The organism is Streptomyces sp. NPDC059900, from assembly GCF_050270335.1.
Taxonomy (GTDB): domain Bacteria; phylum Actinomycetota; class Actinomycetes; order Streptomycetales; family Streptomycetaceae; genus Streptomyces.
In genome coordinates this window covers 1-26,395 of sequence record NZ_JBNNJZ010000073.1, presented here as the reverse complement: position 1 = coordinate 26,395, position 26,395 = coordinate 1, and the positions used below count along the sequence as shown (strand labels likewise).

At 70.8% G+C, this 26,395-nt stretch carries 18 protein-coding genes; 15 read left to right on the top strand and 3 right to left on the bottom strand.

Features of this window, described 5'->3' with window-relative positions; all coding sequences use genetic code 11:
* The 9 genes from ACQKIP_RS13815 to ACQKIP_RS13775 form a co-directional block, all read left to right on the top strand.
* Positions 1–1,029: Asp-tRNA(Asn)/Glu-tRNA(Gln) amidotransferase subunit GatB (locus ACQKIP_RS13815; RefSeq protein WP_427743049.1), on the top strand; the 1,029-nt coding region annotated here is incomplete at its 5' end.
* A gap of 142 nt (positions 1,030–1,171) precedes the next feature.
* On the top strand, positions 1,172–2,425 hold the full coding sequence (locus tag ACQKIP_RS13810) for an SLC13 family permease (protein ID WP_365865839.1): 1,254 nt from the start codon (positions 1,172–1,174) through the stop codon (positions 2,423–2,425).
* A gap of 186 nt (positions 2,426–2,611) precedes the next feature.
* A complete protein-coding gene (locus ACQKIP_RS13805) occupies positions 2,612–4,717 on the top strand; it encodes a phosphocholine-specific phospholipase C (protein WP_365865737.1) in 2,106 nt (701 codons plus the stop codon).
* Between the two features lie 214 nt (positions 4,718–4,931).
* Positions 4,932–7,181 carry an MMPL family transporter gene (locus ACQKIP_RS13800; protein ID WP_365865739.1) on the top strand — a complete coding sequence of 750 codons (2,250 nt, stop codon included), beginning with the start codon at positions 4,932–4,934 and terminating at the stop codon, positions 7,179–7,181.
* Positions 7,150–7,752 carry a GNAT family N-acetyltransferase gene (locus tag ACQKIP_RS13795; protein WP_365865741.1) on the top strand — a complete coding sequence of 201 codons (603 nt, stop codon included), beginning with the start codon at positions 7,150–7,152 and terminating at the stop codon, positions 7,750–7,752. The genes ACQKIP_RS13800 and ACQKIP_RS13795 overlap by 32 nt, the downstream gene beginning before the upstream one ends.
* Positions 7,753–7,787: 35 nt before the next feature.
* The gene (locus tag ACQKIP_RS13790; RefSeq protein ID WP_365865743.1) at positions 7,788–8,411 is read left to right on the top strand and encodes a hypothetical protein; all 624 of its coding nucleotides are present in this window, start codon (positions 7,788–7,790) and stop codon (positions 8,409–8,411) included.
* Positions 8,412–8,716: 305 nt separating this feature from the next.
* Complete coding sequence (locus ACQKIP_RS13785; protein ID WP_365865745.1) at positions 8,717–8,902, top strand: hypothetical protein; 186 nt, start codon at positions 8,717–8,719, stop codon at positions 8,900–8,902.
* Between the two features lie 65 nt (positions 8,903–8,967).
* Positions 8,968–12,102: a helix-turn-helix transcriptional regulator gene (locus ACQKIP_RS13780; RefSeq protein WP_365865747.1), complete on the top strand. Its 3,135-nt coding sequence runs from the start codon at positions 8,968–8,970 to the stop codon at positions 12,100–12,102.
* A gap of 80 nt (positions 12,103–12,182) precedes the next feature.
* Complete coding sequence (locus tag ACQKIP_RS13775; protein WP_365865749.1) at positions 12,183–12,479, top strand: DUF6191 domain-containing protein; 297 nt, start codon at positions 12,183–12,185, stop codon at positions 12,477–12,479.
* A gap of 10 nt (positions 12,480–12,489) precedes the next feature.
* Here ACQKIP_RS13775 and ACQKIP_RS13770 read toward each other — a convergent pair whose 3' ends face one another.
* Both ACQKIP_RS13770 and ACQKIP_RS13765 read right to left on the bottom strand, forming a co-directional pair.
* Entirely contained in the window at positions 12,490–13,653 is a 1,164-nt protein-coding gene (locus tag ACQKIP_RS13770; RefSeq protein WP_365865751.1) for a PQQ-dependent sugar dehydrogenase, read from the bottom strand.
* A 90-nt stretch (positions 13,654–13,743) separates the two neighbouring features.
* On the bottom strand, positions 13,744–14,736 hold the full coding sequence (locus ACQKIP_RS13765) for an aldo/keto reductase (protein ID WP_365865753.1): 993 nt from the start codon (positions 14,734–14,736) through the stop codon (positions 13,744–13,746).
* Between the two features lie 97 nt (positions 14,737–14,833).
* On the opposite strand from ACQKIP_RS13765, the gene ACQKIP_RS13760 reads away from it, so the two are divergent.
* The 6 genes from ACQKIP_RS13760 (at position 14,834) to serA (ending at position 24,721) form a co-directional block, all read left to right on the top strand.
* On the top strand, positions 14,834–15,787 hold the full coding sequence (locus ACQKIP_RS13760; protein ID WP_365865755.1) for a 2-hydroxyacid dehydrogenase: 954 nt from the start codon (positions 14,834–14,836) through the stop codon (positions 15,785–15,787).
* Between the two features lie 388 nt (positions 15,788–16,175).
* Positions 16,176–19,112 (top strand): putative bifunctional diguanylate cyclase/phosphodiesterase, encoded by a 2,937-nt coding sequence (locus ACQKIP_RS13755; RefSeq protein ID WP_427743044.1) that lies wholly within the window; start codon positions 16,176–16,178, stop codon positions 19,110–19,112.
* Between the two features lie 232 nt (positions 19,113–19,344).
* Entirely contained in the window at positions 19,345–21,192 is a 1,848-nt protein-coding gene (locus tag ACQKIP_RS13750; protein WP_365865757.1) for an acetolactate synthase large subunit, read from the top strand.
* A gap of 29 nt (positions 21,193–21,221) precedes the next feature.
* Entirely contained in the window at positions 21,222–21,749 is a 528-nt protein-coding gene (gene ilvN, locus ACQKIP_RS13745) for an acetolactate synthase small subunit (protein WP_361196562.1), read from the top strand.
* Positions 21,750–21,857: 108 nt separating this feature from the next.
* Complete coding sequence (gene ilvC, locus ACQKIP_RS13740; RefSeq protein ID WP_365865760.1) at positions 21,858–22,856, top strand: ketol-acid reductoisomerase; 999 nt, start codon at positions 21,858–21,860, stop codon at positions 22,854–22,856.
* Positions 22,857–23,116: 260 nt separating this feature from the next.
* Entirely contained in the window at positions 23,117–24,721 is a 1,605-nt protein-coding gene (gene serA / locus ACQKIP_RS13735) for a phosphoglycerate dehydrogenase (RefSeq protein ID WP_365865762.1), read from the top strand.
* A gap of 50 nt (positions 24,722–24,771) precedes the next feature.
* Here serA and ACQKIP_RS13730 read toward each other — a convergent pair whose 3' ends face one another.
* Positions 24,772–26,331 (bottom strand): MFS transporter, encoded by a 1,560-nt coding sequence (locus ACQKIP_RS13730; protein WP_365865764.1) that lies wholly within the window; start codon positions 26,329–26,331, stop codon positions 24,772–24,774.
* Between the last annotated feature and the right edge of the window lie 64 nt (positions 26,332–26,395).

Sequence of the window (26,395 nt, the reverse complement as noted above, 5' to 3'; positions counted from 1 at the left end):
CTCCTGGACTACAACCGCGCGGGCATCCCGCTCATCGAGATCGTCACCAAGCCCATCGAGGGCGCGGGCGAGCGGGCTCCCGAGGTCGCCAAGGCGTACGTCGCCGAGCTGCGCGAGGTCATCAAGGCGCTCGCCGTGTCCGAGGCGCGGATGGACAAGGGCCAGATGCGCTGCGACGTGAACCTCTCCCTGCGTCCGCACGGGCGCGAGGAGTTCGGTACGCGCTCGGAGACGAAGAACGTCAACTCGCTCCGTTCCGTGGAGCGTGCGGCGCGCTTCGAGATCCAGCGCCATGCCGCGGTGCTGAACTCGGGCGGCACGATCGTCCAGGAGACCCGTCACTTCCACGAGGAGGACGGCTCCACGACGTCGGGGCGCATCAAGGACAACGCCGAGGACTACCGGTACTTCCCGGAGCCCGACCTGGTCCCCGTGGCCCCGGCCCGTACCTGGGTCGAGGAGCTGCGTGCCGGTCTCCCCGAGATGCCGCGCGTGCGGCGCAACCGGCTCCGTGAGGAGTGGGGCGTCTCGGAGCACGACATGCAGTCGATCCTGAACGCCGGTGCGGTCGACCCGATCGTCGCCACCATCGAGGCGGGCGCCGACTCGGCCGCCGCGCGCAAGTGGTGGATGGGCGAGATGGCCCGCAACGCCAACGAGACGGGCAAGGCCCTCGACGAACTGCCGGTCACCCCGGTGCAGGTCGCCCGGGTCGCGGAGCTCGTCGCCAAGGGCGACCTGAACGACAAGCTGGCGCGCCAGGTCTTCGAGGGTGTCCTCGCGGGCGAGGGCACGCCGGACGAGGTCGTCGAGAAGCGCGGCCTGAAGGTCGTCTCGGACGAGGGCGCGCTGTCCACTGCCGTGGAGGAAGCAATCGACGGCAACCCCGCCATCGCGGACAAGATCCGCAGCGGCAAGGTCGCGGCGGCCGGTGCGCTGGTCGGCGCGGTCATGAAGGCCACCCGGGGCCAGGCCGACGCGGCCCGCGTCAAGGAACTGATCCTGGAGAAGCTGGGCGTGGAGGGCTGACCTCTACGGACCGTACGGGTTCAACGCCGCTTCGCGGCGGATTTTCCCGCCCACCCACCCGATTGCCCCGCGTCATCGGGTGGGTGGGCGGCGCTGTTTCCCCCGCCGAACCACCGCCCCACCCGGGCCACGGAGCGTCCCCCTGAACACCGTCACCGCCGAGGTCCTCTCCGTCGGTCTGCTTCTCGCCGTGCTCGCGTTCGCCGTCATACGGCCCAAGAAGTGGCCGGAGGCCGCTGCCGCGTTGCCCGCCGCCGGGCTTGTCGTGGGGCTCGGGGCCGTCTCGCCGGAGCACGCGCTCGCCGAGGTGCAGAGCCTGCTTCCCGTGGTCGGGTTCCTCGCCGCCGTGCTCGTGCTCGCGCAACTCTGCGCGGACGACGGGCTCTTCGCCGCCGCCGGGGACCTCGTCGCCCGGATCTGCGGCGGGCGGACCAAGGCGCTGCTCGGCGGGGTCTTCGGCGTTGCCGCGGCGATCACCGCCGTGCTCAGCCTCGACGCCACCGTCGTCCTGCTCACCCCGGTCGTCTTCGCCACCGCGGCCCGCGTAGGCGCACGGCCGCGCCCGCACGTCTACGCCACCGCCCACCTGGCCAACTCGGCGTCGCTCCTGCTGCCCGTCTCCAACCTCACCAACCTCCTCGCGCTCACCGCCAGCGGCCTCACCTTCACGCGGTTCGCGCTGCTCATGGCGGTGCCGTGGCTGGTCGCCATCGGCATCGAGTACGCCGCCTTCCGGCGGTACTTCGCCGCCGATCTGGACGCGGGCGCCCTCGAACCCAAGGAGACCGAGCCGACCCCCGTGCCGGTCTTCACCCTGGCCGTCCTCGGGCTCACGCTCGCCGGGTTCGTCGTCACCTCGTTCGCGGGTGCCGAACCCCTGTGGGCAGCTCTTGCGGGAGCGGCGGTGCTCGCGGTCCGTGCCCTGCTGAAGAAACGTACGACCGCCGTCGGAATCGTCCGTTCCGCGAGCCCGCTGTTCTGTCTGTTCGTGCTCGCGCTCGGCATCGTCGTCAAGGCGGTCGTCGACAACGGCCTCGGCTCCGGGATCGAGTGGCTCCTGCCGGACGGCGCCTCGCTGCCCGCGCTGCTCGCGATCGCGGGCCTCGCCGCTGTGCTCGCCAACCTCATCAACAACCTGCCGGCGATCCTGGCCCTGCTGCCCGCCGTCGCGCCCGCCGGGCCCGGCCCGGTCCTCGCCGCCCTTATCGGCGTCAACATCGGCCCGAACCTCACGTACGTCGGCTCGCTCGCCACCCTGCTGTGGCGCCGCATCCTGCACGACCACGGCACCGACGCCGACCTGCGGACGTTCACCGTGCTCGGCGTCCTGACCGTGCCCGCCACGCTCGCGGCGTCCACGGCGGCCCTCTGGGCGGGCCTGCTCGTCGGCCTTTGAACCCGGCGGCACCCGCCCGGCAGTCCGCCCGCACCCGCCCGGCAGCCCGGCATTGTCCGCCGGGTCCATCCGTTCACGCCGACTTTGTCCCCAAGTCTTCACAGGGAAACCAGACTTCACTACCGTCCCGGCCGAGCAGGCTAATGGATCAGCAGAGAACCATTGGCCGTCGACTGGAGGTCGTACGTGTCCCCGGAGATATCACGCAGGCGGCTGATGGCAGTCGGTGGAGGCGCACTCGGTGCCGCCGCCGTCGGATCCTTCCTGCCGCCGTCGCTTCAGCAGGCACTGGCACAGGACCGGCACAAACCCGGCAGTGGCGGACTCGACTCGATCGAGCACGTCGTCATCCTGATGCAGGAGAACCGGTCCTTCGACCACTACTTCGGCGCCCTGCGCGGCGTACGCGGCTTCGGCGACCGCAACGCCGTCCGCATCCCCGGCGGGAAGTCCGTGTTCGAGCAGCCGGCCGGCCTCGGCACCGTCCTGCCCTTCCCCGTCCGCGAGGCCGCTGCCGCACAGAAGAAGGACCTGCAGTACATCGGCGCCCTCGACCACTCCTGGAGCGGCGGCGCCAAGGCCTGGCACGACGGCTGGTCGGACGGCTGGATCACCGCCAAGACCGCCGCCACGATGGCGTACTACACCCGCGACGACATCCCCCTGCACTACGAACTCGCCGACACCTTCACCGTCTGCGACGCCTACCACTCGTCCATCCACACCTCCACCAGCCCCAACCGCAACCACCTGTGGAGCGGCAAGACGGGCTACGAGGCGAACGGCAAGCGGGCCGTCGGCAACGACGCGTACGCCGAGGGCACGCACCCCGGATACGACTGGGGAACGTACGCCGAGCGCCTGGAGAAGGCGGGCGTGAGCTGGCAGACGTACACGGAGTGGGAGAACTTCACCGACAACCAGATCGAGTTCTTCACCACCTTCAAGGCCATCGCCCGCAAGGTCCTCGCCAAGACCGGCCTGACCTACATGGAGGCCTTCTACGCCAAGGTGCGCGACGCCAAGGACGAGGCCGAGCGCGCGAAGCTGCTCGCCACCCTGGAGGAGGGCGTCGCGACCCTCACCAAGGCGGAGAAGTCCCTCTTCGAGCGCGGTCTGCGGCGCGTGCCCACCGGCAAGCTCGCCGAGGAGTTCGCCAAGGACGTCGCGGGCGGCAAGCTGGCCAGGGTCAGCTATCTGGTGCCGTCCGCCCTGGACTCCGAGCACCCCAGCGTCTCCTCGCCCATCCACAGCGCGACCATCGTCTACAAGGTCCTGGACGCCCTCGCCTCGCACCCCGAGGTCTGGCGCCGCACCGCCGTCTTCATCAACTACGACGAGAACGACGGCTTCTTCGACCACGTGCCGCCGCCCGTCCCCGGCGGCGACAGCGCCGAGGAGCAGGAGGAGCGCTGGGAGGGCAAGCCGACCGGCCTCGGCGTGCGCGTCCCCATGCTCGTCGTCTCGCCCTGGACCGTCGGCGGCTACGTCACCTCCGAAGTCTTCGACCACACCTCCGTCGTGCGCTTCCTGGAGAAGTGGACCGGTGTCCGCGAACCCAACATCAGCGCCTGGCGCCGCAAGGTCACCGGCGACCTCACCGGCGCCTTCGACTTCAAGCGCGGCCACCGGCAGCCCGAGGTCGAGCAGCCAGGACCCATCCCGGAGTTCAGCGGCCGCTGGGCCCCGCAGCCGCCCCTGAAGCAGTCCATGCCGGTCCAGGAGCCCGGCACCCGCCGCGCGCGGCCGCTGCCCTACCAGCCCGACGCGTACGTGAAGCCGGGCGAGGACGGCGCCCTCGCGGTGCGGCTGCGCAACGGCGGCCGCTCCAGCGCGCACTTCGCGCTCTATCCGTACGCCGACGAGTTCAAGGCGCCCCAGCACCAGGACGTCGTCCGCGAGGGCTCCTGGACCGTCCCGGTGGCCAAGGACACGTACGACTTCACGATCACGGGGCCGAACGGCTTCCGGCGCGAGTTCGCGGGCGCCAAGGACGGCAAGGCGCAGCTCGCCTCCGCCATCACCCGCTGCGAGATCCACGTGACGCTGGCCAATCGGGGTCGCAAAGAGCTCGTCTTCACGGTCGCGCCGCTCGGATACGTGGACAAGCACGACGTCAGAAAGCGCACGAGGACCGTCCGCGTCAAGGCGGGCAGCAGCCGCACGATCGCCTGGCACACGGACGACGAGCACGGCTGGTACGACGTTCAGGTGACGGCGGCGGGCGAACCTGCTTTCCGGCGCCGCCTGATGGGGCACATAGAGAACGGACGCGCGAGCGTGTCGGGCTGAAGCCCCGGTTCTGAGGGTGTGCGAGGTTCCGACGGGACCTCGCACACCCTTTTGTGAACTTGTGAGGAAAGCCACGAACGGGACCAACGATCTCCAGGTGCTGCCACAGTACTTCTGGCGCATATGTCGTCGCTCAAGCGTTCTTTGCGGGTTGTTCAGTGCATTCAAGACTGTTCCCGATAAAGATCCACGAACCACATCAGGGAGCCGGTCAGTGGCAGCACTCGCACGGTGGTGTGTGAAACACCGCCTTCTGGCAGTACTGCTCTGGCTGGTCGCCCTCGGCGGCACCGCGAGCGCCGCGGCCGTCACCGGATCCGCGTACTCGAACGACTACGACGTGCCGGGCACCGAATCGGGCCGCGCCACCCAGCTCCTGGACGAGGGCTTCGAAGGCCTCGGCGGCGACAGCAACACCGTCGTCTGGCGGACCGAGGCGGGCACGACGGTGCGCGCGGCCGACGTCGAGCAGACGATGACCGACGCCCTCGACCGGATCCAGGGCATGCCCGCGGTGGCCTCCGTCAGCAGCCCGTACGCACAGGGCGGCGCCGCACAGATCAGCGACGACGCCCGCATCGCGTACGCGACCGTCACCTTCCACGAGCAGGCCGACGCCATCGACGCGGCGGACGCACGGGCCCTCGTCGACACCGCGAAGGCCGCGGCATCCGACAGCCTGGACGTCGAGCTCGGCGGCGGCGCCGTCGGCCTCACCGAGTCCAAGAGCGCGAAGACCGCCGAGATCGTCGGGGTCGCCGTGGCCGCCGTCGTGCTCTTCCTCGCCTTCGGCTCGCTCGCCGCGTCGATGCTGCCCATCGCCACGGCCCTGGTGTCGGTCGGCACGGCCTACGCGGGCATCGTGCTCCTCGGGCACCTCATGACCGTCGCGGACTTCGCGCCGATGCTGGGCACCCTGATCGGGCTCGGCGTCGGCATCGACTACGCCCTGTTCATCGTGACCAGACACCGCAAGGGCCTCAAGCAGGGCCTCCCGGTGGCCGTCGCCGCGGAACGCGCGGTCGCCACCACCGGGCGCGCGGTCGTCTTCGCGGGCGCCACCGTGTGCATCGCGCTGCTCGGCATGCTCATCCTGCGGCTCGGCTTCCTCAACGGCGTGGCGATCGCCGGATCGCTGACCGTGCTCCTCACGGTCGCCGCGTCGGTGACCCTGCTCCCCGCACTCCTGTCCTGGATCGGCCCGCGCGCGCTCAGCCGCCGCGAACGGCGCGCGCTCGCCGAGCACGGCCCGGCCCCGGAGGTGCCCACCGGGCTCGCCGCACGCTGGTCCGCGTTCGTCGAGCGGCACCCGAAGCTCCTCGGCGGTGTCGCCGTCGTCGTGATGGCGGTGCTCGCCCTGCCCACGCTCTCCCTGCACCTGGGCACGTCCGACCAGGGCAACAACCCCTCCTCCGCCACCACCAGGCAGGCGTACGACCTGCTCGCGGACGGCTTCGGGCCCGGCGTGAACGGGCCGCTCACCCTCGTCACCCCCGTCGAAGGAGCGGGCGACCGGCTCGCACTGACCAACCTCGCCCCCGCGCTGGAGTCGACCAAGGGCGTCGCCTCCGTCAGCCCCGTGACGTACGACGCCGAGGGCACGACCGCCCGTATCACCGTCGTACCGGCCTCGTCCCCCCAGTCCGAGCGGACCAGCGAGCTCGTCGACCGGCTGCGCGACGACGTGCTGCCAAGGGCCCAGGCCGACACCTCGCTCGACCTGCGGGTCGGCGGCGTCACGGCGAGCTACGACGACTTCGCGGAGATCATCGTCGGCAAGCTGCCGCTCTTCGTGGGCGTGATCATCGGTCTCGGCTGCGTGCTGCTCCTGCTCGCCTTCCGGTCCGTCGGCATCCCGCTGAAGGCCGCCGCGATGAATGTGGCGGCGGTGGCATCGGCCTTCGGGGTCGTCGTCGCGATCTTCCAGTGGGGCTGGGGGAGCGAGCTGCTCGGCCTCGGCTCGGCGGGCCCGATCGAGCCCTTCCTGCCCGTGATCATGGTGTCCGTCCTCTTCGGGCTCTCCATGGACTACCAGGTCTTCCTGGTCAGCCGGATGTACGAGGAGTGGCTGGAGACCGGCGACAACCGGCGGGCCGTCCGCGTCGGACTCGCCGAGACGAGCCGGGTGATCAACTCCGCGGCCGTCATCATGATCTCGGTCTTCCTCGCCTTCGTCCTGAGCGGCGACCGGGTCATCGCGATGTTCGGCATCGGTCTCGCCGCCGCGGTCGCGCTCGACGCGTTCGTCCTGCGCACGCTCTTGGTGCCCGCCCTGATGCACATGCTGGGCGGCGCCAACTGGTGGCTCCCGCGCGGCCTGGACCGCCTGCTGCCGCGCATCAGCATCGAGCCGCCGGAAAGTCGTTCGAGCCAGACCGTCGCGGGTGCGAGGATCCCGGGACAAGGGGATACGGACGGACTGAAGGAGCGGGATGTTCGCGACATCGCTGGGCGAGGACGCTGAGCTGCGGCCCATCGAGCCGTGGCAGGCGCAGGAGTTCCTCGCGCACATCGAGCGGGCGCGGGAGTACACGGGCCCCTGGGTGCCCCTGACCACGCTGGTGACGGACCTCGAATCGGCCCGTGAGCGCCTCCAGGCGTACGCCGACCGGCAGGCCGCCGACACGGGACGCCTCTGCGGCATCTGGCTGGGGGACGTGCTCGTCGGCGGCATCTTCTTCCGGATCTTCGACACGGCCACCGAGAGCTGTGAGCTCGGTGTCTGGCTCGAGCCTTCCGCCGCCGGGCGCGGTCTGATCACCAGGGCGAGCCGGATACTCATCGACTGGGCGGTGGACCAGCGCGGCATGCACCGCGTGGAGTGGATGGCTTCGTCGGCCAACGACCGCAGCATCGCGGTCGCCGAGCGGCTCGGGATGACCAGGGACGGAGTGCTGCGGGAGAGCTTTCCCTGGCAGGGCGTGCGGCACGACATGGAGGTGTGGTCGGTGCTCGCGCCACAGTGGCGCAAGGCGCGCGAGGCCCGTGCGGAGGCGGGCTTCGGGGGCCCGGCGCACGGCGGAGCTTCGCGTTAAGAAACTTCTCAGACTCCGTCCGTACGGTGCGGAGCATGGGAACTAAGACAGAGGACGAAGCCGCGGCCAAGGCGGCCGCGAAGCCCGCAGAGCCGGAGGCCGCGGACACCACGGACGGCACCGGGGCGAAGGCCGTCACGGCGGAGAAGACCACCGATGCCAAGGACGCCGTCCCGGCCGGCCACGCCGATGCCGACGCCGACGCCGCCGCCGACGACGACGCCGATGAGCTCGTCGTCGTCGAAGAGGTCGCTCCGGCCAAGTCCGGCGGCGTGTTCCAGGGCGCCGCGGCCGTCGTCTCCGCCGCCCTCGGTGTGATCGGCCTCTCCGGCGGCTGGCTCGGCACGGTCGCCTCGGCCCGCGCGAACATCGTCGGACAGCTGGAGACCAAGCAGTCGGCGAGCGTCGCCGACCAGATCCAGGCCATGTACGGCGACTCCTGGCAGGTCACGGCGCTGATCGCGGGCGCCTTCGCGCTCGCCGCGCTGGTCGTCGGGTTCATCGTCCTGGTCCGGCCCGCGTTCGGCGCGCCCGACCAGGTGCAGGCCTCGTGGATCAAGTCGGTGGCCTGGGCGGGTGTCGCCCTGGGCGTCATCGGCCTGCTGCTCGCCATCGCCAAGTACTCGGACCTGATCTACGGGCTGCCGTCCGCGAGTTGACGGCAGGCGGGGTACGCGCCGTAAGTACTCAGAGCGCCGGCGGGACTGGATCTCCAGTCCTGCCGGCGCTTTTGTACGTAAGGGGCCTTAGGCGGGCGGCAGGAGCTAAGGCACCCTGCCGCCCGCCTAAGGCCCCCCACCCCCTCAAGATGCGGCACTCTCCCGATGTGCCGACCCCTCCTGGCGGACGAAAGTAGAGGCATCGCAGGACGGGAGCCGCGAACAGCGGATCACGGACGGCGAAGCCGGATTCCGGAGCCGGATTCCGAAGCCAACAGCCGCAGGGCTAAAGCCAGGGAGTTCTCATGTTCGAGTACGAAATGCACCAGCTGCGCGCCGCCGAACTCGCCCGTGAGGCCGACCGCCGCCGCCTCCTGCGGGAGGCCAGGGAGGCCAAGGCGGCCCGCCGCGAGCGCCGTACGGCCCGCCACGAAACCGGAGGGCGGGTGAGTACGGCCCAGCGGAAGCTCCGCTTCACCCGGGCCGCCTGATGGGAACGGCGGCGTCCGCGGGGGCGACCGGGATATCCGCTGCCACCGGGCCCGCACCCTGTGCGATGCTCACCGCTGTGGAGACCAGGTCCGTAAGCCCCGTGTTCGTCGGCCGATCCGACGAACTGGGCGTACTGAACGACGCACTCGCCCGTGCCAGGGGAAGCGCCCCCGGCACGGGCGAGCCGCAGGCGTTGCTGCTCGGCGGCGAGGCGGGCGTCGGCAAGACACGCCTCATCGAGGAGTTCACCGCGGCGGCCCGCGCCGGGGGCGCCGTCGTCGCGCTCGGCGGCTGCGTCGAGATCGGCGCGGAAGGCCTGCCCTTCGCCCCCTTCTCCAGCGCCCTGCGCTCCCTGCGCCGCCAGCTCCCCGAAGAGGTGGACGCGGCCGTCGCCGACCAGGAGGGCGAGCTCGCCCGGCTCCTGCCCGAACTGGGCGAGGCACCGCAGCGCCGCCGGGGCACCGACGCCCAGCACGACGAGGAAGGCATGGCCCGGCTCTTCGAGCTGACCGTCCGCCTCCTGGAGCGGCTCGCCCGCGACCGCCCGGTGATCGTCGCCCTGGAGGACCTGCACTGGGCCGACGCCTCGACCCGCCACCTCCTCTCCTACCTCTTCCGCACCCTGCGCAGCGGCCATCTCGTCGTCGTCGCCACCTACCGCGCCGACGACATCCACCGCCGCCACCCGCTGCGCCCGCTCATCGCCGAACTCGACCGCCTGCGCACCGTGCGCCGCATCGAACTCGCCCGCTTCAGCAAGGGCGAGGTCGCCCGCCAGATGGCCGGGATCCTCAGCGCCGAGCCCGCGCAGTCCCTGGTGGACGACGTCTTCGAGCGCTCGGACGGCAACGCCTTCTTCGTCGAGGAACTCGCGGTCGCCTCGCACGGCGGCAGCTGCGCGAGCCTCACCGATTCCCTGCGCGATCTGCTCCTCGTACGCGTCGAGGAGCTGCCCGAGGACAGCCAGCGGGTGGCCAAGATCGTCGCCGAGGGCGGCTCGACCGTGGAGTACCCGCTGCTCGCCGCGGTCGCCGGGCTCGCGGAGGACCACCTGATCGAGGCGCTGCGGGCTGCCGTCGGCGCCAACATCCTGCTGCCGTCACCCGACGGCGACGGCTACCGCTTCCGGCACTCCCTGGTGCGCGAAGCCGTCGGCGACGACCTGCTGCCCGGCGAACGCTCCCGGATCAGCCGCCGCTTCGCCACGGTCCTCGAAGCCGATCCCTCCCTGGTCCCCGACGACCAGCGCGCCACCCGCCTCGCCAGTTACTGGTACCACGCGCACGACGCGGCGAAGGCGCTCCCCGCAGTCCTGCGGGCATCCGTCGAGGCCCGCCGCCGTTACGCGTACTCCGAGCAACTGCGTCTCCTCGAACGGGCCATGGAGCTGTGGGACGGCGCCCCCGAAGACGTACGCCTCGAACTGCGCCCCCTCGACTACGCCGAGGTCTATCCCCCCTGCGGCCACGAAGAAGCCCCGCTGAACTACCTCGACCTCATGGCGGAGGCCGCCGTCGCCGGACGCCTCTGCGGTGAGCGCGAGCGCGCCCTGAAGATCACCAAGCGTGCGCTGCGCGAGCTGGAGGACGGACACGACCCGCTGCGCGCCGCCTGGTTCTGGCTCCAGCGCTCCCGGCTGATCTCGTCGCTCGCCCGCGGTGACGGCTGGGCGGAGATCGCCACCGCGCAGGAACTGGTCCGCGGCCTCCCGCCGTCCGAGGTGCACGCCGAGGTGCTCACCAACGTCGCCTCCTGGGGCATGCTCCACAATCCCGGCGAGGAGACGCTGGCCGCCGCCCAGCGCGCCGTCGAGTACGCCCGGATGGTCAAGGCCGAGGAGACCGAACTCAACGCCCGGCTCATCCTCGGCGGCCTCCTGGTCGACGCGGGCGACGTCGAGCACGGATTCGCGGAGATGTACGCGGTCAGGGACCGGTGCGTGGCGCCGCCCGGCCTGGTCTCCCGTATCCCGCACATCCACGTCAACCTGCCCTCCGCGCTCGAAGGCGCGGGCCGCTCCCTGGAGTCCTTGCAGGTCAGCGACCAGGGCCTGGCACTCTGTCGCAAGTACGGGCTCACGGACACCGAGAGCTGGATCCAGGTCAACAAGGCGGAGACCCTGGTGTCCCTCGGCCGGTGGGACGAGGCGGTCGACGCCTCCGAGGCGGCCCGCCGCGGCGCGCTGAGCGTCAAGACGCGGGGCAACGCGGCCGTGCAGCTCGCCGCAGTCGCCCTCGGCCGTGGCGACCGGGCCGAAGCCGCCGCCCGGCTGACCGCGGCCCACGGCTACCACGGCACGCACGACCTCATGCCGCAGTACACCCTGCCCATGATCACCGCCGCCCTCGGCATCGCGGCGGCCGACCCCGACCGCGCGGCCGGTGTCGCAGCCGCGCGCGCCGAACTCGAACAGGCCCTGGCCAAGGGCTTCCCGCCCGGCACCCAGCGCTACACCTGGCCCCTGCTGCGCACCGCCGCGACCTCCGAAGCCGACGCGCGCGGCCTGCCCGCCGCTGAACCCGGCAGGCCCGAGGTCATCGACAGCATCCGGCGAGCCGCCAGGAGCCTCCCGTCGTCCGTGCCGGTCTGGGGCGCCCACGAGAAGTGGGTACGCGCCGAACTGCTGCGCGCCGAGGACCGCGACACCCCCGCCGACTGGTCCGCCGCTGTCACCGCCTTCGAACCCCTCGACCGCCCCTACGACCTCGCCCGCACCCGCCTGCGCCTGGCCGAATCCCTCCTCGCGACCGCCGCGGGAACGGGCGCCGAAGCGGATCGTGAGCGCGCCGCCGGGCTGCTGCGCCAGGCAGGCGAGAGTGCCGGGCGCCTGGGTGCCCGGCCGCTCGCCGAAGCCGTCACGGAGCTCGCCCGCCGGGCCCGCCTCTCCCTGAACACCGGGGGCAGCGGCGGCACCGGCGACACCGGGGGCTCCGGTGGCACCGGGGGCGCCCACCTCACCCCCGTCGATCCCGCCGAGGCGCTCGGCCTCACCAGCCGGGAGCGGGACGTGCTCCGCCGCGTCGCCGCGGGCCGCAGCAACCGCCAGATCGCCGAGGAGCTCTTCATCTCCCCGAAGACGGCGAGCGTCCACGTCTCCAACATCCTCGCCAAGCTGGGCGTCGCCGGGCGGGGCGAGGCGGCGGCCCTGGCCCACCGCCTGCGCCTCTTCCCTGCCGAGCGCGCCCGGCCCACCGGCTGACCTGCGCTTTTTCACCCCCGGTGGCTTTCGCGGGCTCTCGCTTACGCTGGATGAGAGGAACTCGGCCGCCAGGAGGCGCAGTGTTCAACCCGATCGAGCTTTTCCAGCCGGGCCGCAAACACACGGACGACGAGCAGAAGCGGCTCGAACTGAGCCGGGTCGACGTGGCCGACGGCGACCCCGGCCGCGGCCCGATAGACCTCACTTCCGGCAAGGTGGTCGTGCGGGTGCCGCAGCAGGCGAAGCCGGAACAGCGGGCGAAGCCGGAAGCCGAGCCGGACGCCGCGGAGGAGAAGCCCGCGCCCGGGGCGGACGCCGCGGAGCAAAAGCCCGATCCCGGGGCGGACGCGGGGCCCGAGCGGTTGCCCGGGAAGTAGCCCCTCCGCCCTACTTCACCGTCACCTCAAGGATCTTGTCGTCCCCCTTTTCCGGGGTGCCGCGGGAGTCCGTCTCGCTCGTCACCAGCCACAGCTTGTCGCCGCCCGCCGCGACGACCGTACGCAAACGGCCGTGCTGCTCCTTCAAGAACGACTGGGGCTCCGCAGTGCCGTCCACGCCGCGCACCGGAATGCGCCACAGACGCTCGCCGCGCAGGCCCGCCATCCACACCGAGCCCTCCGCGTAGGCGATGCCGCTGGGCGAGGCCTCCGAGGTCTTCCACTGGGCCACCGGGTCGTGGAAGCCGTCCTCGTGGCCCTTGCCCTCCACCTCCGGCCAGCCGTAGTTGTCGCCGGCCTTGATCTCGTTCAGTTCGTCCCAGGTGTCCTGGCCGAATTCCGCCGCCCAGAGCCGCTTCTCCTCGTCCCAGGCCAGGCCTTGCACGTTGCGGTGGCCGTACGAGTAGACGGGGGAGTCGTCGAAGGGATTGCCGGGGGCCGGGTCGCCGTCCGGGGTCAGGCGCAGGATCTTGCCGCCGAGCGACTTCTTGTCCTGGGCCAGGCCCGTGTCACCCGTCTCGCCCGTGCCCGCGTACAGCATCTTGTCCGGGCCGAACGCGATCCGGCCGCCATTGTGGATGGAACCCTTGGGGATGCCCTTGAAGACCGTGTCGGGTGCGCCCAACTGCTGGCCGGCCGGCTTCTTCTCGTCGTACAGCATGCGGGCGATGCGGTTGTCCGACTCGGTGGTGAAGTACGCGTAGACCATGTGGTCCGAGGCGTACGAAGGGGAGAGCGCCAGGCCCATCAGGCCGCCCTCGCCGGCGGGGGAGACGCCGGGGACCGAGCCCAGTGCGGTCTTCTTGCCCGTCTTGCCGTCGACGCGGGTGATGGTCCCCTCGTCGCGCGAGGACACCAGCAGGTCGCCGTCCGGGAGCGGTGCGAGGCCCCACGGTGACTTCAGGTTCTCGGTCAGGGTCTTCGTGACCTTCGCCGAGCCCTTCTCCGCAGGGGCGTCGCCGGCGCGCGGCTTCCCCGTGGAGGTGCCCGACGGCGCGGGGCTCGACTCGGCGCTCTTTCCGTTGTCCGGCGTGTCCGAGCCACCGGACGAACAACCGGCCGTGAGTACGAGGGCGGCGGCAGCCAATGCGGCTGTTACAGCGGGTCGTTGCACGATCAGGTTCCCTTCGACGCAGCGCTTCTACTGTTCATACACCGCTCGGTCCCCACAGGTTCCCCACCCGGCGTCACCGACGCGCGAACGTCAGTCCCACGAGCCGAGGGCCGACGGCAGCGCCTCGATCTCCGCCAGATCCGCCCCGGTCAGCCGCACCGACGCCGCCCCCGCGTTCTGCACCGCCCAGCGCTCCCGCTTGGCCCCGGGGATCGGCACCACGTCACGGCCCTGCGCGAGCACCCACGCGAGCGCCACCTGCGCCACGGTCGCCCCGTGCCGCTCGGCCACCCGGCGCAGGCCCACGACGAGCGGCTGGTTGGCGGCCATCATCTCGGCGGTGAAACGGGGATGCCGGGCCCGCACGTCGTCCGGCTCGAAGCCCTGCCCCGGCGTCAGCGTCCCGGTGAGGAAACCGTTCCCCAGCGGCATCGCCGCCAGAAAGCCGACCCCGCGCGCCGCACACCACGGCAGCAGCGTCTCCAGGGCCTCCCGCGACCACACCGACAACTCGGCCTCCACCGCACTGACCGGAAAGACCTGCTGGACCCGCTCCAGCTGCCGCACCGTCCCCTCGTGCAGCCCCCTGCCCTCGCGCCGCGAGGCACGGGCCCCCACCGCGCACAGCCCGAGCGCCCGCACCTTCCCCGCGGCGACGAGCTCGGCCATCGCGCCCCAGGTCTCCTCGACGGGCACCTCGGGATCGGCGCGGTGCAGCTGGTACAGGTCGATCGTCTCGGTCTGGAGCCGCCGCAGCGAGGCGTCGCAGGCCCGCTTCACATAGGCGGGGCGGCCGTTGGCGACGATGTGCTGCTCGCCCACCAGGAGCCCGCACTTGGTGGACACGAAGGCCTCGGACCGCCGCTCCTTCAGCGCCCGCCCCACGAGCAGCTCGTTGGTGAAAGGCCCGTACATGTCCGCCGTGTCGAGCAGCGTCGAGCCCGCGTCGAGCGCGGCGTGCACGGTGCGCAGCGACTCCTCGCCCCGCTGCCGCGAGCCGGTGTACGCCCAGCTCATGGGCATGCAGCCGAGCCCGACCGCACCCACCCCGAGCGCTGCCGCGCCGATCGTCCTGCGGTCCACCTGGCCGTGCCCTCCCGCTTCATGTCAGAGCGGCCCCCAACGTAACCTCTGCCGCCCCTCGCGTGGCGTTCGGCCTCCGCGCATTAGCCTCCTGACCATGACGACAGACGTATGGCTCCCCTATGCCGCGGACGAGATCGAAGGCCTGCCCCCGGCAGCCGGTGCCGGGCTCAACTACCGCCACTGGGACGGTGGCCCGGAATTCCCCGCGGACCCGGCCGACTGCGTGTTCTACGTGGTGCCGTACATGAAGGGCGCGCAGACCTCCGTACGACCGCTGCCCGGCATGACGTCCGTACGCGCCGTACAGACCCTCACCGCGGGCATCGACCACGTGCAGTCCGGGCTCAAGTACCTCGCGCCCGGCGTGCAGTTGTGCAACGCCAAGGGGGTGCACGAGGCCAGCACCGCCGAGCTGGCGCTTGCCCTGGTCCTCGCGTCCCTGCGCGGCATCCCGCGGTTCGTGGAAGGGCAGCGGCAGGAGGAGTGGCGGTCCGGGTTCTATCCGGCGCTCGCCGACAAGTCCGTGCTGATCGTGGGCTACGGATCGATCGGTTCCGCCATCGAGGACCGGCTTGTCCCCTTCGAGTGCGCGCGGGTGGCGCGCGTCGCGCGCTCCGCCCGTGCCACGGAGCGCGGCCCCGTGCACCCGCTCGCCGAATTGCCGGCGCTGCTGCCCGGCGCCGATGTGGTCATCCTCTCCACGCCCCTCACGGACACCACGCGTGGCCTGGTGAACGCCGACTTCCTGGCCCGCATGAAGGACGGCGCCCTGCTGGTGAACGTCGCGCGCGGCCCCGTCGTCGACACCAAGGCGCTTCTGGCCGAACTGGAGAACGGCCGGATCACCGCTGCCCTCGATGTCACCGAGCCGGAACCGCTGCCCGCAGGTCATCCCCTGTGGCACGCTCCTGGAGTGCTCATCAGCCCGCACGTGGGCGGATCGACGTCCGCCTTCCTGCCGCGCGCCAAACGCCTGCTCGCCGCGCAGTTGACCCGTTACGCCGCCGGGGAACCCCTCGGGAACGTCGTACTGACGACGGGGTCCTGACGACCGGGTAGCGCACGAAGCCGCAATCGGCCAGGGATCGTTCGAGCACGCTGCGCACTCGCGCGTGCGCGCCGTGTGTCCGCATCACCGTCTGCCGTTACGGAGCGTACAGAACCTATGTCCCTGAGTGACGAGACTGGTGTATCGTCCCGACAGGGGATGCGCCGTGGACCCTTTCGGCGCCGGGGAAGAGGCATCAGACGCTAGGGGGGCGACGGGCGATGTACGGCCAATGGGCGAACGAACCGACGCAGCCAGGCTGCCGACGGCGACCCTCACGGGCGCCGGCCCGCAGCCGGACGCGCGATGGTCACGCACACGCAATCCCGGGGCCGACCCGTCACGGGAGGCTGACGGGTGCAGGGGTGGTTCGGACCAGGGCGGCCCGGTGAGCACCCGTCCGTCACCCGCCACCGCCGTGGAGGGCGGCGGCGGTCTGGCGGCACCGATGCACCCCGGAGCACCCATGTCCCGGCGCCCCGCCCCCGGCGGCGGAGTGAGCCTGGCCTCGCAGATCGCGCTCCTCGTCGTCTGCGGCGGATATGCCACCGGAGCCGCCCTCGGCTGGGGTTCGACCCGGGCCGCCCTGATCATGGGCGACTTCGGTCTGAGCATCGCCGCCGCGGCGGCCGCGGTCTCCTGCTTCCGCTACTCCCGCACCCGTCGCAGCCGCTTTCGACCCGCCTGGCTGCTCTTCGCGCTCTCCTCCGCGATGGCGGCCCTGGGCAACGGCGTATGGGGCTGGTACGAAGTCGTTCTCGAGCAGCCGGTGCCCAGTCCGGGCCTCGCCGACCTGTTCTTCCTCTGCTTCGCGCCGCCCGCCATCATCGGCCTCCTCGTGCTCGCCAAGCGCCCGGTGACCAAGGCCGGTTGGGTCTGCCTGGCGCTCGACGCCTGGCTCATCGGCGGCTCGCTGCTCACGCTCTCCTGGAGCCTGGCGCTCGCGCACACGGCACAGTTCGAGGGCCAGAGCGTCGCGCACGCCGCGCTCTCGCTCGCCTATCCGCTCCTCGACATCGCGCTGGTCAGCATGGTGCTCGCCCTGCACTTCAGACGGTCCTCCGCCAATCGCACGGCGGTGAACACGGCGATCGGCGCCCTCGCGCTGACCGTCATGTGCGACGCGATGTTCACCTCACCGCTGCTGCACGCCAGTTACCGCTCGGGGCAGATGCTGGACGCGGGCTGGTTCGCCGGATCACTGCTCCTGGCGTACGCCCCCTGGGCCGTGCCCTGGCACAAGCACCCGGACGACGCGCAGCCCCGGCGCGAGGAGGGGGACGGCGCCCCCAAGGGCGTGCGGGCCGCACCCACCCGGCCGATCGCCGGATCCATCGCCGCGCTCACGCCGTATCTGGCCGCCGCCGTCTGCACGCTGGGGATTCTCTACAACGTGCTCAGCGGCCGCAGCGTGGACGAAGTCGTGCTCTTCACCGCGGGCACGGTCGTGCTCGCCCTCGTGGTGCGCCAGGGCATCATGCTCCTGGACAACATCACCCTCACCCAGGAACTGGCCCAGAAGGAGAACCACTTCCGCTCCCTGGTGCAGGGTTCGAGCGACGTGATCATGATCGCCGCTCCGAACGGCATACTCCACTACGTGAGCCCGGCCGCCTCCGGGGTCTACGGCCGCGATGCCGAAGACCTCATGGGATCCGAACTGGCCTCGCTCATGCACCCCGAGGACCTGGGCCGCGTGGTGCACGAGGTCCGCAGATTCCTCACCGCGAACCCCGTCGAAGAGCCCACGACCCGCATCGAGTGCCGCTTCAAGTCCGGCGACGGCGACTGGCTGAACGTGGAGTCCACGGTCAACCGCCACCAGGGCGGCCTCATCTTCAACAGCCGTGACGTCACCGAACGGGTCCGCCTCCAGGCTCAGTTACAGCACAACGCCGAGCACGACCCGCTCACCGACCTGCCCAACCGCGCCCTGTTCACCCGCAGGGTCGGTCAGGCGCTCACCGGCCGCAGAGTCACCGACCGGGGCACGGCCGTGCTCTTCATCGACCTGGACGGCTTCAAGGCGGTCAACGACACCATCGGCCATCAAGCGGGGGACGAGCTGCTGATCCAGGCGGCCCGCCGCCTTCAGGAGGCCGTCAGGTCCGGGGATTGCGCGGCCCGGCTTGGCGGCGACGAATTCGCCGCGCTGATCGTGGGTGACGGCACCCGCGACCAGGCCGCACGCGAGCAGCACATCTACGAACTCGCCGACCGTCTCAGAATCGCCCTCTCCCAGCCCTACGCGATCGGCGGCAACGACGTCCGCGTGGCGGCGTCCATCGGCGTGGCCTTCGCCGAACCGGGCATCGGAGCAGGCGAGTTGCTGCGCAACGCCGACCTCGCGATGTACCGCGCCAAAGCCGCGGGCAAAGGCCGCGTAGAGCTGTACGCCCCGCAGATGCAGGCCGACGTCGTCCGCAAGGCCGAGCTGGCGTCACGGCTGCGCACCGCGCTGCACGACGGCGAGTTCGCCCTGCTCCACCAGCCGGTGGTCTCCCTGGACGACGGGCGCATCACGTCCGTGGCCGCCCAGGCGCGCTGGCGCTCGGCGCAGGGCATCCTCTTCACGCCCGCCGAGTTCCTGCGCGTGGCCGACGCCTCGGACGCCCAGGAGAGCGCCCGCACGGCCGAGCTGGGCCGCTGGATGATGGAGGAAGCCGTCCAGCAGGCCGCGGAGCGGGGCCGCAGGGGGCACGCGACGCCCGTGGCCGTCCGGATCGGCGCGAGGCGCCTCCTGGACCGCTCCATGCCGCTCGGCTCCATCGAGGCACTCCTGACGCGGTACGGCCTGCCCTCCGGGGCGCTCATCATCGAGCTGGCCGACAGTGACCCCCGCGTCCCGCTCGACGATCTGGAGCGCCGCCTCACCGCGCTGCGCAGGCTCGGCGTGCGCATCGCCCTGGACGGCTTCGGCAGCGGCTATGCGGCCATCACCGCACTGCGGCGGCTGCCCGTCGACGTACTGAAACTGGACCGGAGTCTGGTCGAGGGCGTCGTCGAGTCCGCGCGGCTGCACAAGATCACCGCCGGTCTGCTGCGCATCGCCACCGATCTGGGGCTGCGCTCGGTGGCCGACGGCGTCGACCGGCCGGAGCAGGTCATCGCCCTGCGCGCGATGGGCTGCACGCACGGACAGGGCATGGCGTTCTCCGGGCCGCTCGACGAGTACCGCCTGCGCCGCGCGCTTTCGCTCGGCGAGTATCCGGTGCCGCTCGGGCCCGTGGAGCCCGTTCTCGCGGGCGCTCCTCCGGTGGGATTCGGGGGAGGTGTCGAGTCTTTCCTCCGCTCACATAATGAGACCCCCGTCCCACCTACTTGACAGGCACAGTGCGCCGGGGAGAGGGTCAATGCCATGCGCACCCGAATTCTCGTACTTGGAAAGCGCGTCGGCTGAAGCTGGGACTCACCGGTCCGACGACCGGAATCCCGCAACCGCTCCGACGCGCTCCCCTCGCTTGCCTCACGGCACGAGGGGTTTTTTGTTGCACAGGCACCTGCCAAATCACCGCAAAAACCCCGCAAAAACCCTCAGCTTCGAGAAGAGAATGCCGATGACCGAGCAGGCCACCGGGGCCCACCATCCGCAGCCGCGGCCCCGATCCTCAGGACAGCCGTCCGCCCCCGTCGAGCACGTCACGGGTGCGCAGTCCCTCATTCGTTCTCTCGAGGAAGTCGGGGCCGACACGGTATTCGGCATTCCCGGCGGTGCCATCCTTCCCGCGTACGACCCGATGATGGACTCCACCCGCGTCCGTCACGTCCTGGTCCGCCACGAGCAGGGCGCGGGACACGCGGCCACCGGATACGCGCAGGCCACCGGCAAGGTCGGCGTCTGCATGGCGACCAGCGGCCCCGGTGCGACCAACCTCGTCACGCCGATCGCCGACGCCCACATGGACTCGGTGCCCATGGTCGCGATCACCGGCCAGGTGGCCTCCAAGGCGATCGGCACGGACGCCTTCCAGGAAGCGGACATCGTCGGCATCACGATGCCGATCACCAAGCACAACTTCCTGGTCACCAAGGCCGAGGACATCCCGGCGACGATCGCGGAGGCCTTCCACATCGCCTCCACCGGCCGCCCGGGCCCCGTCCTGGTCGACATTGCCAAGGACGCACTCCAGGCGCAGACCACCTTCCAGTGGCCGCCCACCCAGGACCTGCCCGGCTACCGCCCGGTGACCAAGCCGCACGCCAAGCAGATCCGCGAGGCCGCGAAGCTGATCACCGCCGCGAAGCGGCCCGTCCTCTACGTCGGCGGCGGCGTCATCAAGGCCCACGCCACCGCCGAGCTGAAGGTCCTCGCAGAACTCACCGGAGCGCCCGTCACCACCACACTGATGGCGCTCGGCGCATTCCCCGACAGTCACGAGCTGCACGTGGGAATGCCGGGCATGCACGGAGCGGTCACCGCCGTCACCGCGTTGCAGAAGGCCGACCTGATCGTCGCCCTCGGAGCCCGCTTCGACGACCGCGTCACCGGCAAGCTGGACAGCTTCGCGCCCTTCGCGAAGATCGTCCACGCCGACATCGACCCGGCCGAGATCGGCAAGAACCGCGCCGCCGACGTGCCGATCGTCGGAGACGCCCGCGAGGTCATCGCGGACCTGATCCAGGCGGTCCAGGCCGAGCACACCGCGGGCGAGCGCGGCGACTACACCGCATGGTGGGCCGACCTCAACCGCTGGCGCGACACCTACCCCCTCGGCTACACCCAGCCCGACGACGGTTCGCTCTCCCCGCAGCACGTCATCGAGCGCGTCGGGCAGCTCGCCCCGGAGGGCACGATCTTCGCCGCGGGCGTCGGCCAGCACCAGATGTGGGCCGCCCACTTCATCGAGTACGAGAAGCCCGCCACCTGGCTCAACTCCGGCGGCGCGGGAACGATGGGGTACGCGGTCCCGGCCGCCATGGGCGCCAAGGCCGGTCAGCCCGACCGCACGGTCTGGGCGATCGACGGCGACGGCTGCTTCCAGATGACCAATCAGGAACTGACCACCTGCGCCCTGAACAACATCCCGATCAAGGTCGCCATCATCAACAACGGCGCCCTCGGCATGGTCCGCCAGTGGCAGACGCTGTTCTACAACCAGCGCTACTCCAACACCGTGCTGCACAGCGGTCCCGAGGACATCGGCCCCAACAAGGGCACCCGCGTCCCGGACTTCGTGAAGCTGTCGGAGGCCATGGGCTGCGTGGCGCTGCGCTGCGAGCGCCCCGAGGACCTCGACAAGGTCATCGCCGAGGCCAACGCCATCAACGACCGCCCCGTCGTGGTCGACTTCATCGTCCACGAGGACGCCCAGGTGTGGCCGATGGTCGCCGCCGGCACCTCGAACGACGAAGTCATGGCCGCCCGCGGGGTCCGCCCCGACTTCGGCGACAACGAAGACGACTGAGACCGAGAGCGAAAGAGAGACCACGAGTCATGTCCACCAAGCACACGCTCTCCGTCCTGGTCGAGAACAAGCCCGGTGTCCTCGCCCGGATCACCGCCCTGTTCTCCCGCCGCGGCTTCAACATCGACTCCCTGGCCGTGGGCGTCACCGAGCACCCCGACATCTCACGCATCACCATCGTCGTGAACGTCGAGGACCTGCCGCTCGAACAGGTCACCAAACAGCTCAACAAGCTCGTCAACGTCCTGAAGATCGTCGAACTGGAGCCGGCCGCCGCCGTGGGCCGCGAACTGGTCCTGGCCAAGGTCCGCGCCGACAACGAGACGCGCTCGCAGATCGTCGAGATCGTCCAGCTGTTCCGCGCCAAGACCGTGGACGTCTCGCCCGAGGCGGTCACCATCGAGGCCACAGGCTCCAGCGACAAGCTGGAGGCGATGCTCAAGATGCTGGAACCCTTCGGCATCAAGGAGCTCGTCCAGTCCGGCACCATCGCCATCGGCCGCGGCTCCCGCTCCATCACGGACCGCAGCCTCCGGGCGCTCGACCGCTCGGCCTGACCAAGCCGGACCGAGCCGTCGGTCGCGCCCGTATGGCGAGACCTGAAAACTTTCTTCCCCCGCCCGCCGTACGGTGGGTCGCAACACCGCACACATAGGAGATTTCCAGTGGCCGAGCTGTTCTACGACGACGACGCCGACCTGTCCATCATCCAGGGCCGCAAGGTCGCGGTCATCGGATACGGCAGCCAGGGCCACGCCCACGCGCTGTCGCTCCGTGACTCGGGTGTCGACGTCCGCGTCGGTCTGCACGAGGGCTCCAAGTCCAAGGCCAAGGCCGAGGAGCAGGGCCTGCGCGTGGTGACTCCCTCGGAGGCCGCCGCCGAGGCCGACGTCATCATGATCCTGGTCCCGGACCCGATCCAGGCCCAGGTCTACGAGGAGTCCATCAAGGACAACCTCAAGGACGGCGACGCGCTGTTCTTCGGTCACGGCCTGAACATCCGCTTCGGCTTCATCAAGGCCCCCGAGGGCGTCGACGTCTGCATGGTCGCCCCCAAGGGCCCGGGCCACCTGGTCCGCCGCCAGTACGAGGAGGGCCGCGGCGTTCCGTGTATCGCGGCCGTCGAGCAGGACGCGACCGGCAAGGGCTTCGCGCTGGCTCTCTCGTACGCCAAGGGCATCGGCGGCACGCGTGCGGGCGTCATCAAGACGACCTTCACCGAGGAGACCGAGACCGACCTGTTCGGCGAGCAGGCCGTGCTCTGCGGTGGCACCGCGGCGCTGGTCAAGGCGGGCTTCGAGACGCTGACCGAGGCCGGCTACCAGCCGGAGATCGCGTACTTCGAGTGCCTGCACGAGCTCAAGCTCATCGTGGACCTCATGTACGAGGGCGGCCTGGAGAAGATGCGCTGGTCGATCTCCGAGACCGCCGAGTGGGGCGACTACGTCACCGGCCCGCGGATCATCACGGACGCCACCAAGGCCGAGATGAAGAAGGTCCTCGCCGAGATCCAGGACGGCACCTTCGCCAAGCAGTGGATGGACGAGTACCACGGCGGTCTGAAGAAGTACAACGAGTACAAGACCCAGGACGAGAACCACCTCCTGGAGACCACCGGCAAGGAGCTCCGCAAGCTCATGTCGTGGGTGAACGAAGAGGCGTGAGCCGCAGGGCGTGAGGGCCGGGACCGCAGTCCCGGCCCTCTTGTCCATCCCCGGAGGGACAGCGGACGATCTCGTTGTCCACCCCGTCCAGCCACGGACGGGTGATCCTTCCACCGAGGCGTAAGACACCCGTCAGGACGCCACTAGACTGCTTTCAACTTTCGCGTCGGGCCCACAGCGTCGCGCGTCTTCCACGCGGCTAAGCGACACCGCATGCGGCCGTCGGGACGGCCGTCCGCATTGGACTTGTGAGGACTCACGTGAGCACTGCTGCCACCGCCAAACCGGTCGTACTCATCGCTGAAGAGCTGTCGCCCGCAACTGTCGACGCCTTGGGCCCGGACTTCGAGATCCGTCAGTGCAACGGAGCGGACCGCGCCGAGTTGCTGCCCGCCATCGCCGACGTCGACGCCATTCTGGTCCGCTCCGCGACCAAGGTCGACGCCGAGGCGATCGCGGCCGCCAAGAAGCTGAAGGTCGTCGCCCGCGCGGGCGTGGGCCTGGACAACGTGGACGTGTCCGCCGCCACCAAGGCCGGCGTCATGGTGGTGAACGCCCCCACCTCGAACATCGTCACCGCCGCCGAGCTCGCCTGTGGCCTGCTCATCGCCACCGCCCGCAACATCCCCCAGGGCAGCCAGGCCCTGAAGGCCGGCGAGTGGAAGCGCTCCAAGTACACGGGCGTCGAGCTCGCCGAGAAGACCCTCGGTGTCGTCGGCCTCGGCCGCATCGGCGCGCTCGTCGCGCAGCGCATGAGCGCCTTCGGCATGAAGGTCGTCGCCTACGACCCCTACGTACAGCCCGCGCGCGCCGCGCAGATGGGCGTCAAGGTCCTTTCCCTCGACGAGCTGCTCGAGGTCTCCGACTTCATCACCGTGCACCTGCCCAAGACCCCCGAGACGGTCGGTCTGATCGGCGACGAGGCCCTGCACAAGGTGAAGCCCGCCGTCCGCATCGTGAACGCCGCGCGCGGCGGGATCGTCGACGAGGAGGCGCTGTACTCCGCGCTGAAGGAAGGCCGCGTCGCGGGCGCCGGTCTGGACGTGTACGCGAAGGAGCCCTGCACGGACTCCCCGCTCTTCCAGTTCGACCAGGTCGTCTGCACCCCGCACCTCGGTGCCTCCACGGACGAGGCGCAGGAGAAGGCCGGTATCGCCGTCGCCAAGTCGGTGCGCCTGGCCCTCGCCGGTGAGCTCGTGCCGGACGCCGTGAACGTGCAGGGCGGTGTCATCGCCGAGGACGTGCGTCCCGGTCTGCCGCTCGCCGAGAAGCTCGGCCGGATCTTCACCGCGCTCGTCGGCGAGGTCGCCGCGCGGCTCGACGTCGAGGTGTACGGCGAGATCACCCAGCACGACGTGAAGGTGCTCGAACTCTCCGCCCTCAAGGGCGTGTTCGAGGACGTGGTCGACGAGACCGTGTCGTACGTGAACGCGCCTCTCTTCGCCCAGGAGCGCGGCGTCGAGGTCCGCCTCACCACGAGCTCGGAGTCCCCGGACCACCGCAACGTGGTCACCGTGCGCGGCACGCTGACCGGCGGCGAAGAGGTCTCGGTGTCCGGCACGCTTGCCGGCCCCAAGCACCTCCAGAAGATCGTCGCCATCGGCGAGTACGACGTGGACCTCGCGCTCGCCGACCACATGGTCGTCCTGCGGTACGCGGACCGTCCCGGTGTCGTCGGCACCGTCGGCCGCGTCCTCGGTGAGGGCGGCATCAACATCGGCGGTATGCAGGTCGCCCGTGCGGACGTGGGCGGCGAGGCGCTCGCCGTGCTCACCGTCGACGACTCGGTGCCGCAGTCGGTCCTCAACGAACTGGCCGCGGAGATCGGTGCGGAGTCCGCTCGCGCGGTGAACCTCACGGACTAGGTGCCCCGCGTCTCGGTTGCCGGTCATCACCGGCTCCGCCGGGTTCGTCCTCAAACGCCGGACGGGCTGGAATCCTCCAGCCGGTCCGGCGTTTCGGCTGTCCGGACCTGCCTCAGTGTCGTCGCCGACAGCGCCGCCGCGAGGAGCAGCACCGCGGCCCCCGCGATCGCCGCGGCATGCATGCCGCCGGTGAAGGCCTCGCGAGCCGCCTCGGTCAGTGCGGAGGCCGCCTTGTCCGGCAGGTGGCCGGCCACCGCGAGCGCGCCGCCCAGAGTTTCGCGGGCCTCGGCCGGGGCCGCGTCCGGGATGTCGTTCCGGTAGACCGCGTTGCCGATCGAGCCGAGCAGTGCCATGCCGAGGGCGCCGCCGAACTCCTGGCCCGTCTCCAGGAGGGAGGAGGCCGAGCCCGCCTTGTCCGCCGGGGCCGAGCCGAGGGCCAGGTCGGTGAGCTGCGATCCGATGATCACCGCGCCGCAGGCGAGGAGAGCGGCCGAGGCGAGGACGGTCCACAGCGCGTCGGTGCCGGTCAGGGTCAGCAGGCCGAACCCGCTCGCCGAGACGACGAAGCCGGTGGCCACGACGGAGGCGCGGTTCACCCCGCGCTGCACGAGGGCCGTGGCGACGGGCGCGGCGAAGCCGATGGGGACCGAGGGCAACAGGGCCCACAGCGCGGCTTCGAGCGCGCTCTTGCCGAGCACCGACTGCAGATACTGCGTGGTGAAGTACGCCGAGCCCATCATCGCCAGGGACGCGACCAGGTTCAGCAGGACGGCCGGGGCGAACCCACGGCCACGGAACAGCGCCGGGGATATCAGCGGTGACGCTGTCGTGCGCTGGCGGTGCACGAAGAGGGCGGTGAAGACGAGGCCGGCGGCGAGCGAGGCGACGTACGCGGGTTCGAGGCCCTCGGCGGCGATCTCCTTGAGGCCGTAGACGACGGGCAGCACCGCGGCCATGGACAGAGGGACGCTCAGCAGGTCGAAGCGGCCCGGCTCCGGGTCCCTGGACTCCGGGATGAGGACCGGCGCGAGGAGCAGGAGCAGCACCATCGCGGGCAGGTTGACCAGGAAGACCGAGCCCCACCAGAAGTGCTCGACGAGGACGCCGCTCATCACCGAGCCGAGCGCGATGCCGGCGACCATCACGCCGGACCAGATGCCGATGGCCTTCGCGCGCTGCCCCGCGTCGCGGAACATCGTGCGGACCAGGGCCATCGTGGACGGCATCAGGGTCGCGCCGCCGATGCCGAGCACCGCGCGGGCCGCGATGAGCAGTTCGGCGCTGCCCGCGTAGGCGGCGGTGAGGGAGGCCGCGCCGAAGGCGAGGGCGCCGGACATGAGCAGCTTGCGGCGGCCGATGCGGTCGCCGAGCGAGCCCATCGTCATCAGGAGCCCCGCGAGCACGAACGCGTAGATGTCGAAGATCCACAGCTGCTGGGTGCCGCTGGGCTCCAGGTCGGCGCTGATCGCGGGGACCGCGAAGTAGAGGACGGAGACGTCCATCGAGACCAGGAGCAGCGGCAGCATCAGGACCGCGAGCGCGGTCCATTCCTTGCGGCCCGCACGCTCCGGGATCGCCCAATTCGTCTTTTCGTGCGTGGAGTTCGTCATGGGCAGGACTGTACGAGCGTCTTAAACGCTTGTCTAGTACGACTGTGTAATACGTCCGTATGGG

Coding starts and splice junctions, on each gene's coding strand:
- ACQKIP_RS13795 (WP_365865741.1), top strand. CDS start 7,150: ATGTTCGCGACATCGCTGGGCGAGGACGCTGAGCTGCGGCCCATCGAG.
- ACQKIP_RS13790 (WP_365865743.1), top strand. CDS start 7,788: ATGGGAACTAAGACAGAGGACGAAGCCGCGGCCAAGGCGGCCGCGAAG.
- ACQKIP_RS13785 (WP_365865745.1), top strand. CDS start 8,717: ATGTTCGAGTACGAAATGCACCAGCTGCGCGCCGCCGAACTCGCCCGT.
- ACQKIP_RS13780 (WP_365865747.1), top strand. CDS start 8,968: ATGCTCACCGCTGTGGAGACCAGGTCCGTAAGCCCCGTGTTCGTCGGC.
- ACQKIP_RS13760 (WP_365865755.1), top strand. CDS start 14,834: ATGACGACAGACGTATGGCTCCCCTATGCCGCGGACGAGATCGAAGGC.
- ACQKIP_RS13750 (WP_365865757.1), top strand. CDS start 19,345: ATGACCGAGCAGGCCACCGGGGCCCACCATCCGCAGCCGCGGCCCCGA.
- ilvN (WP_361196562.1), top strand. CDS start 21,222: ATGTCCACCAAGCACACGCTCTCCGTCCTGGTCGAGAACAAGCCCGGT.
- ACQKIP_RS13730 (WP_365865764.1), bottom strand. CDS start 26,331: ATGACGAACTCCACGCACGAAAAGACGAATTGGGCGATCCCGGAGCGT.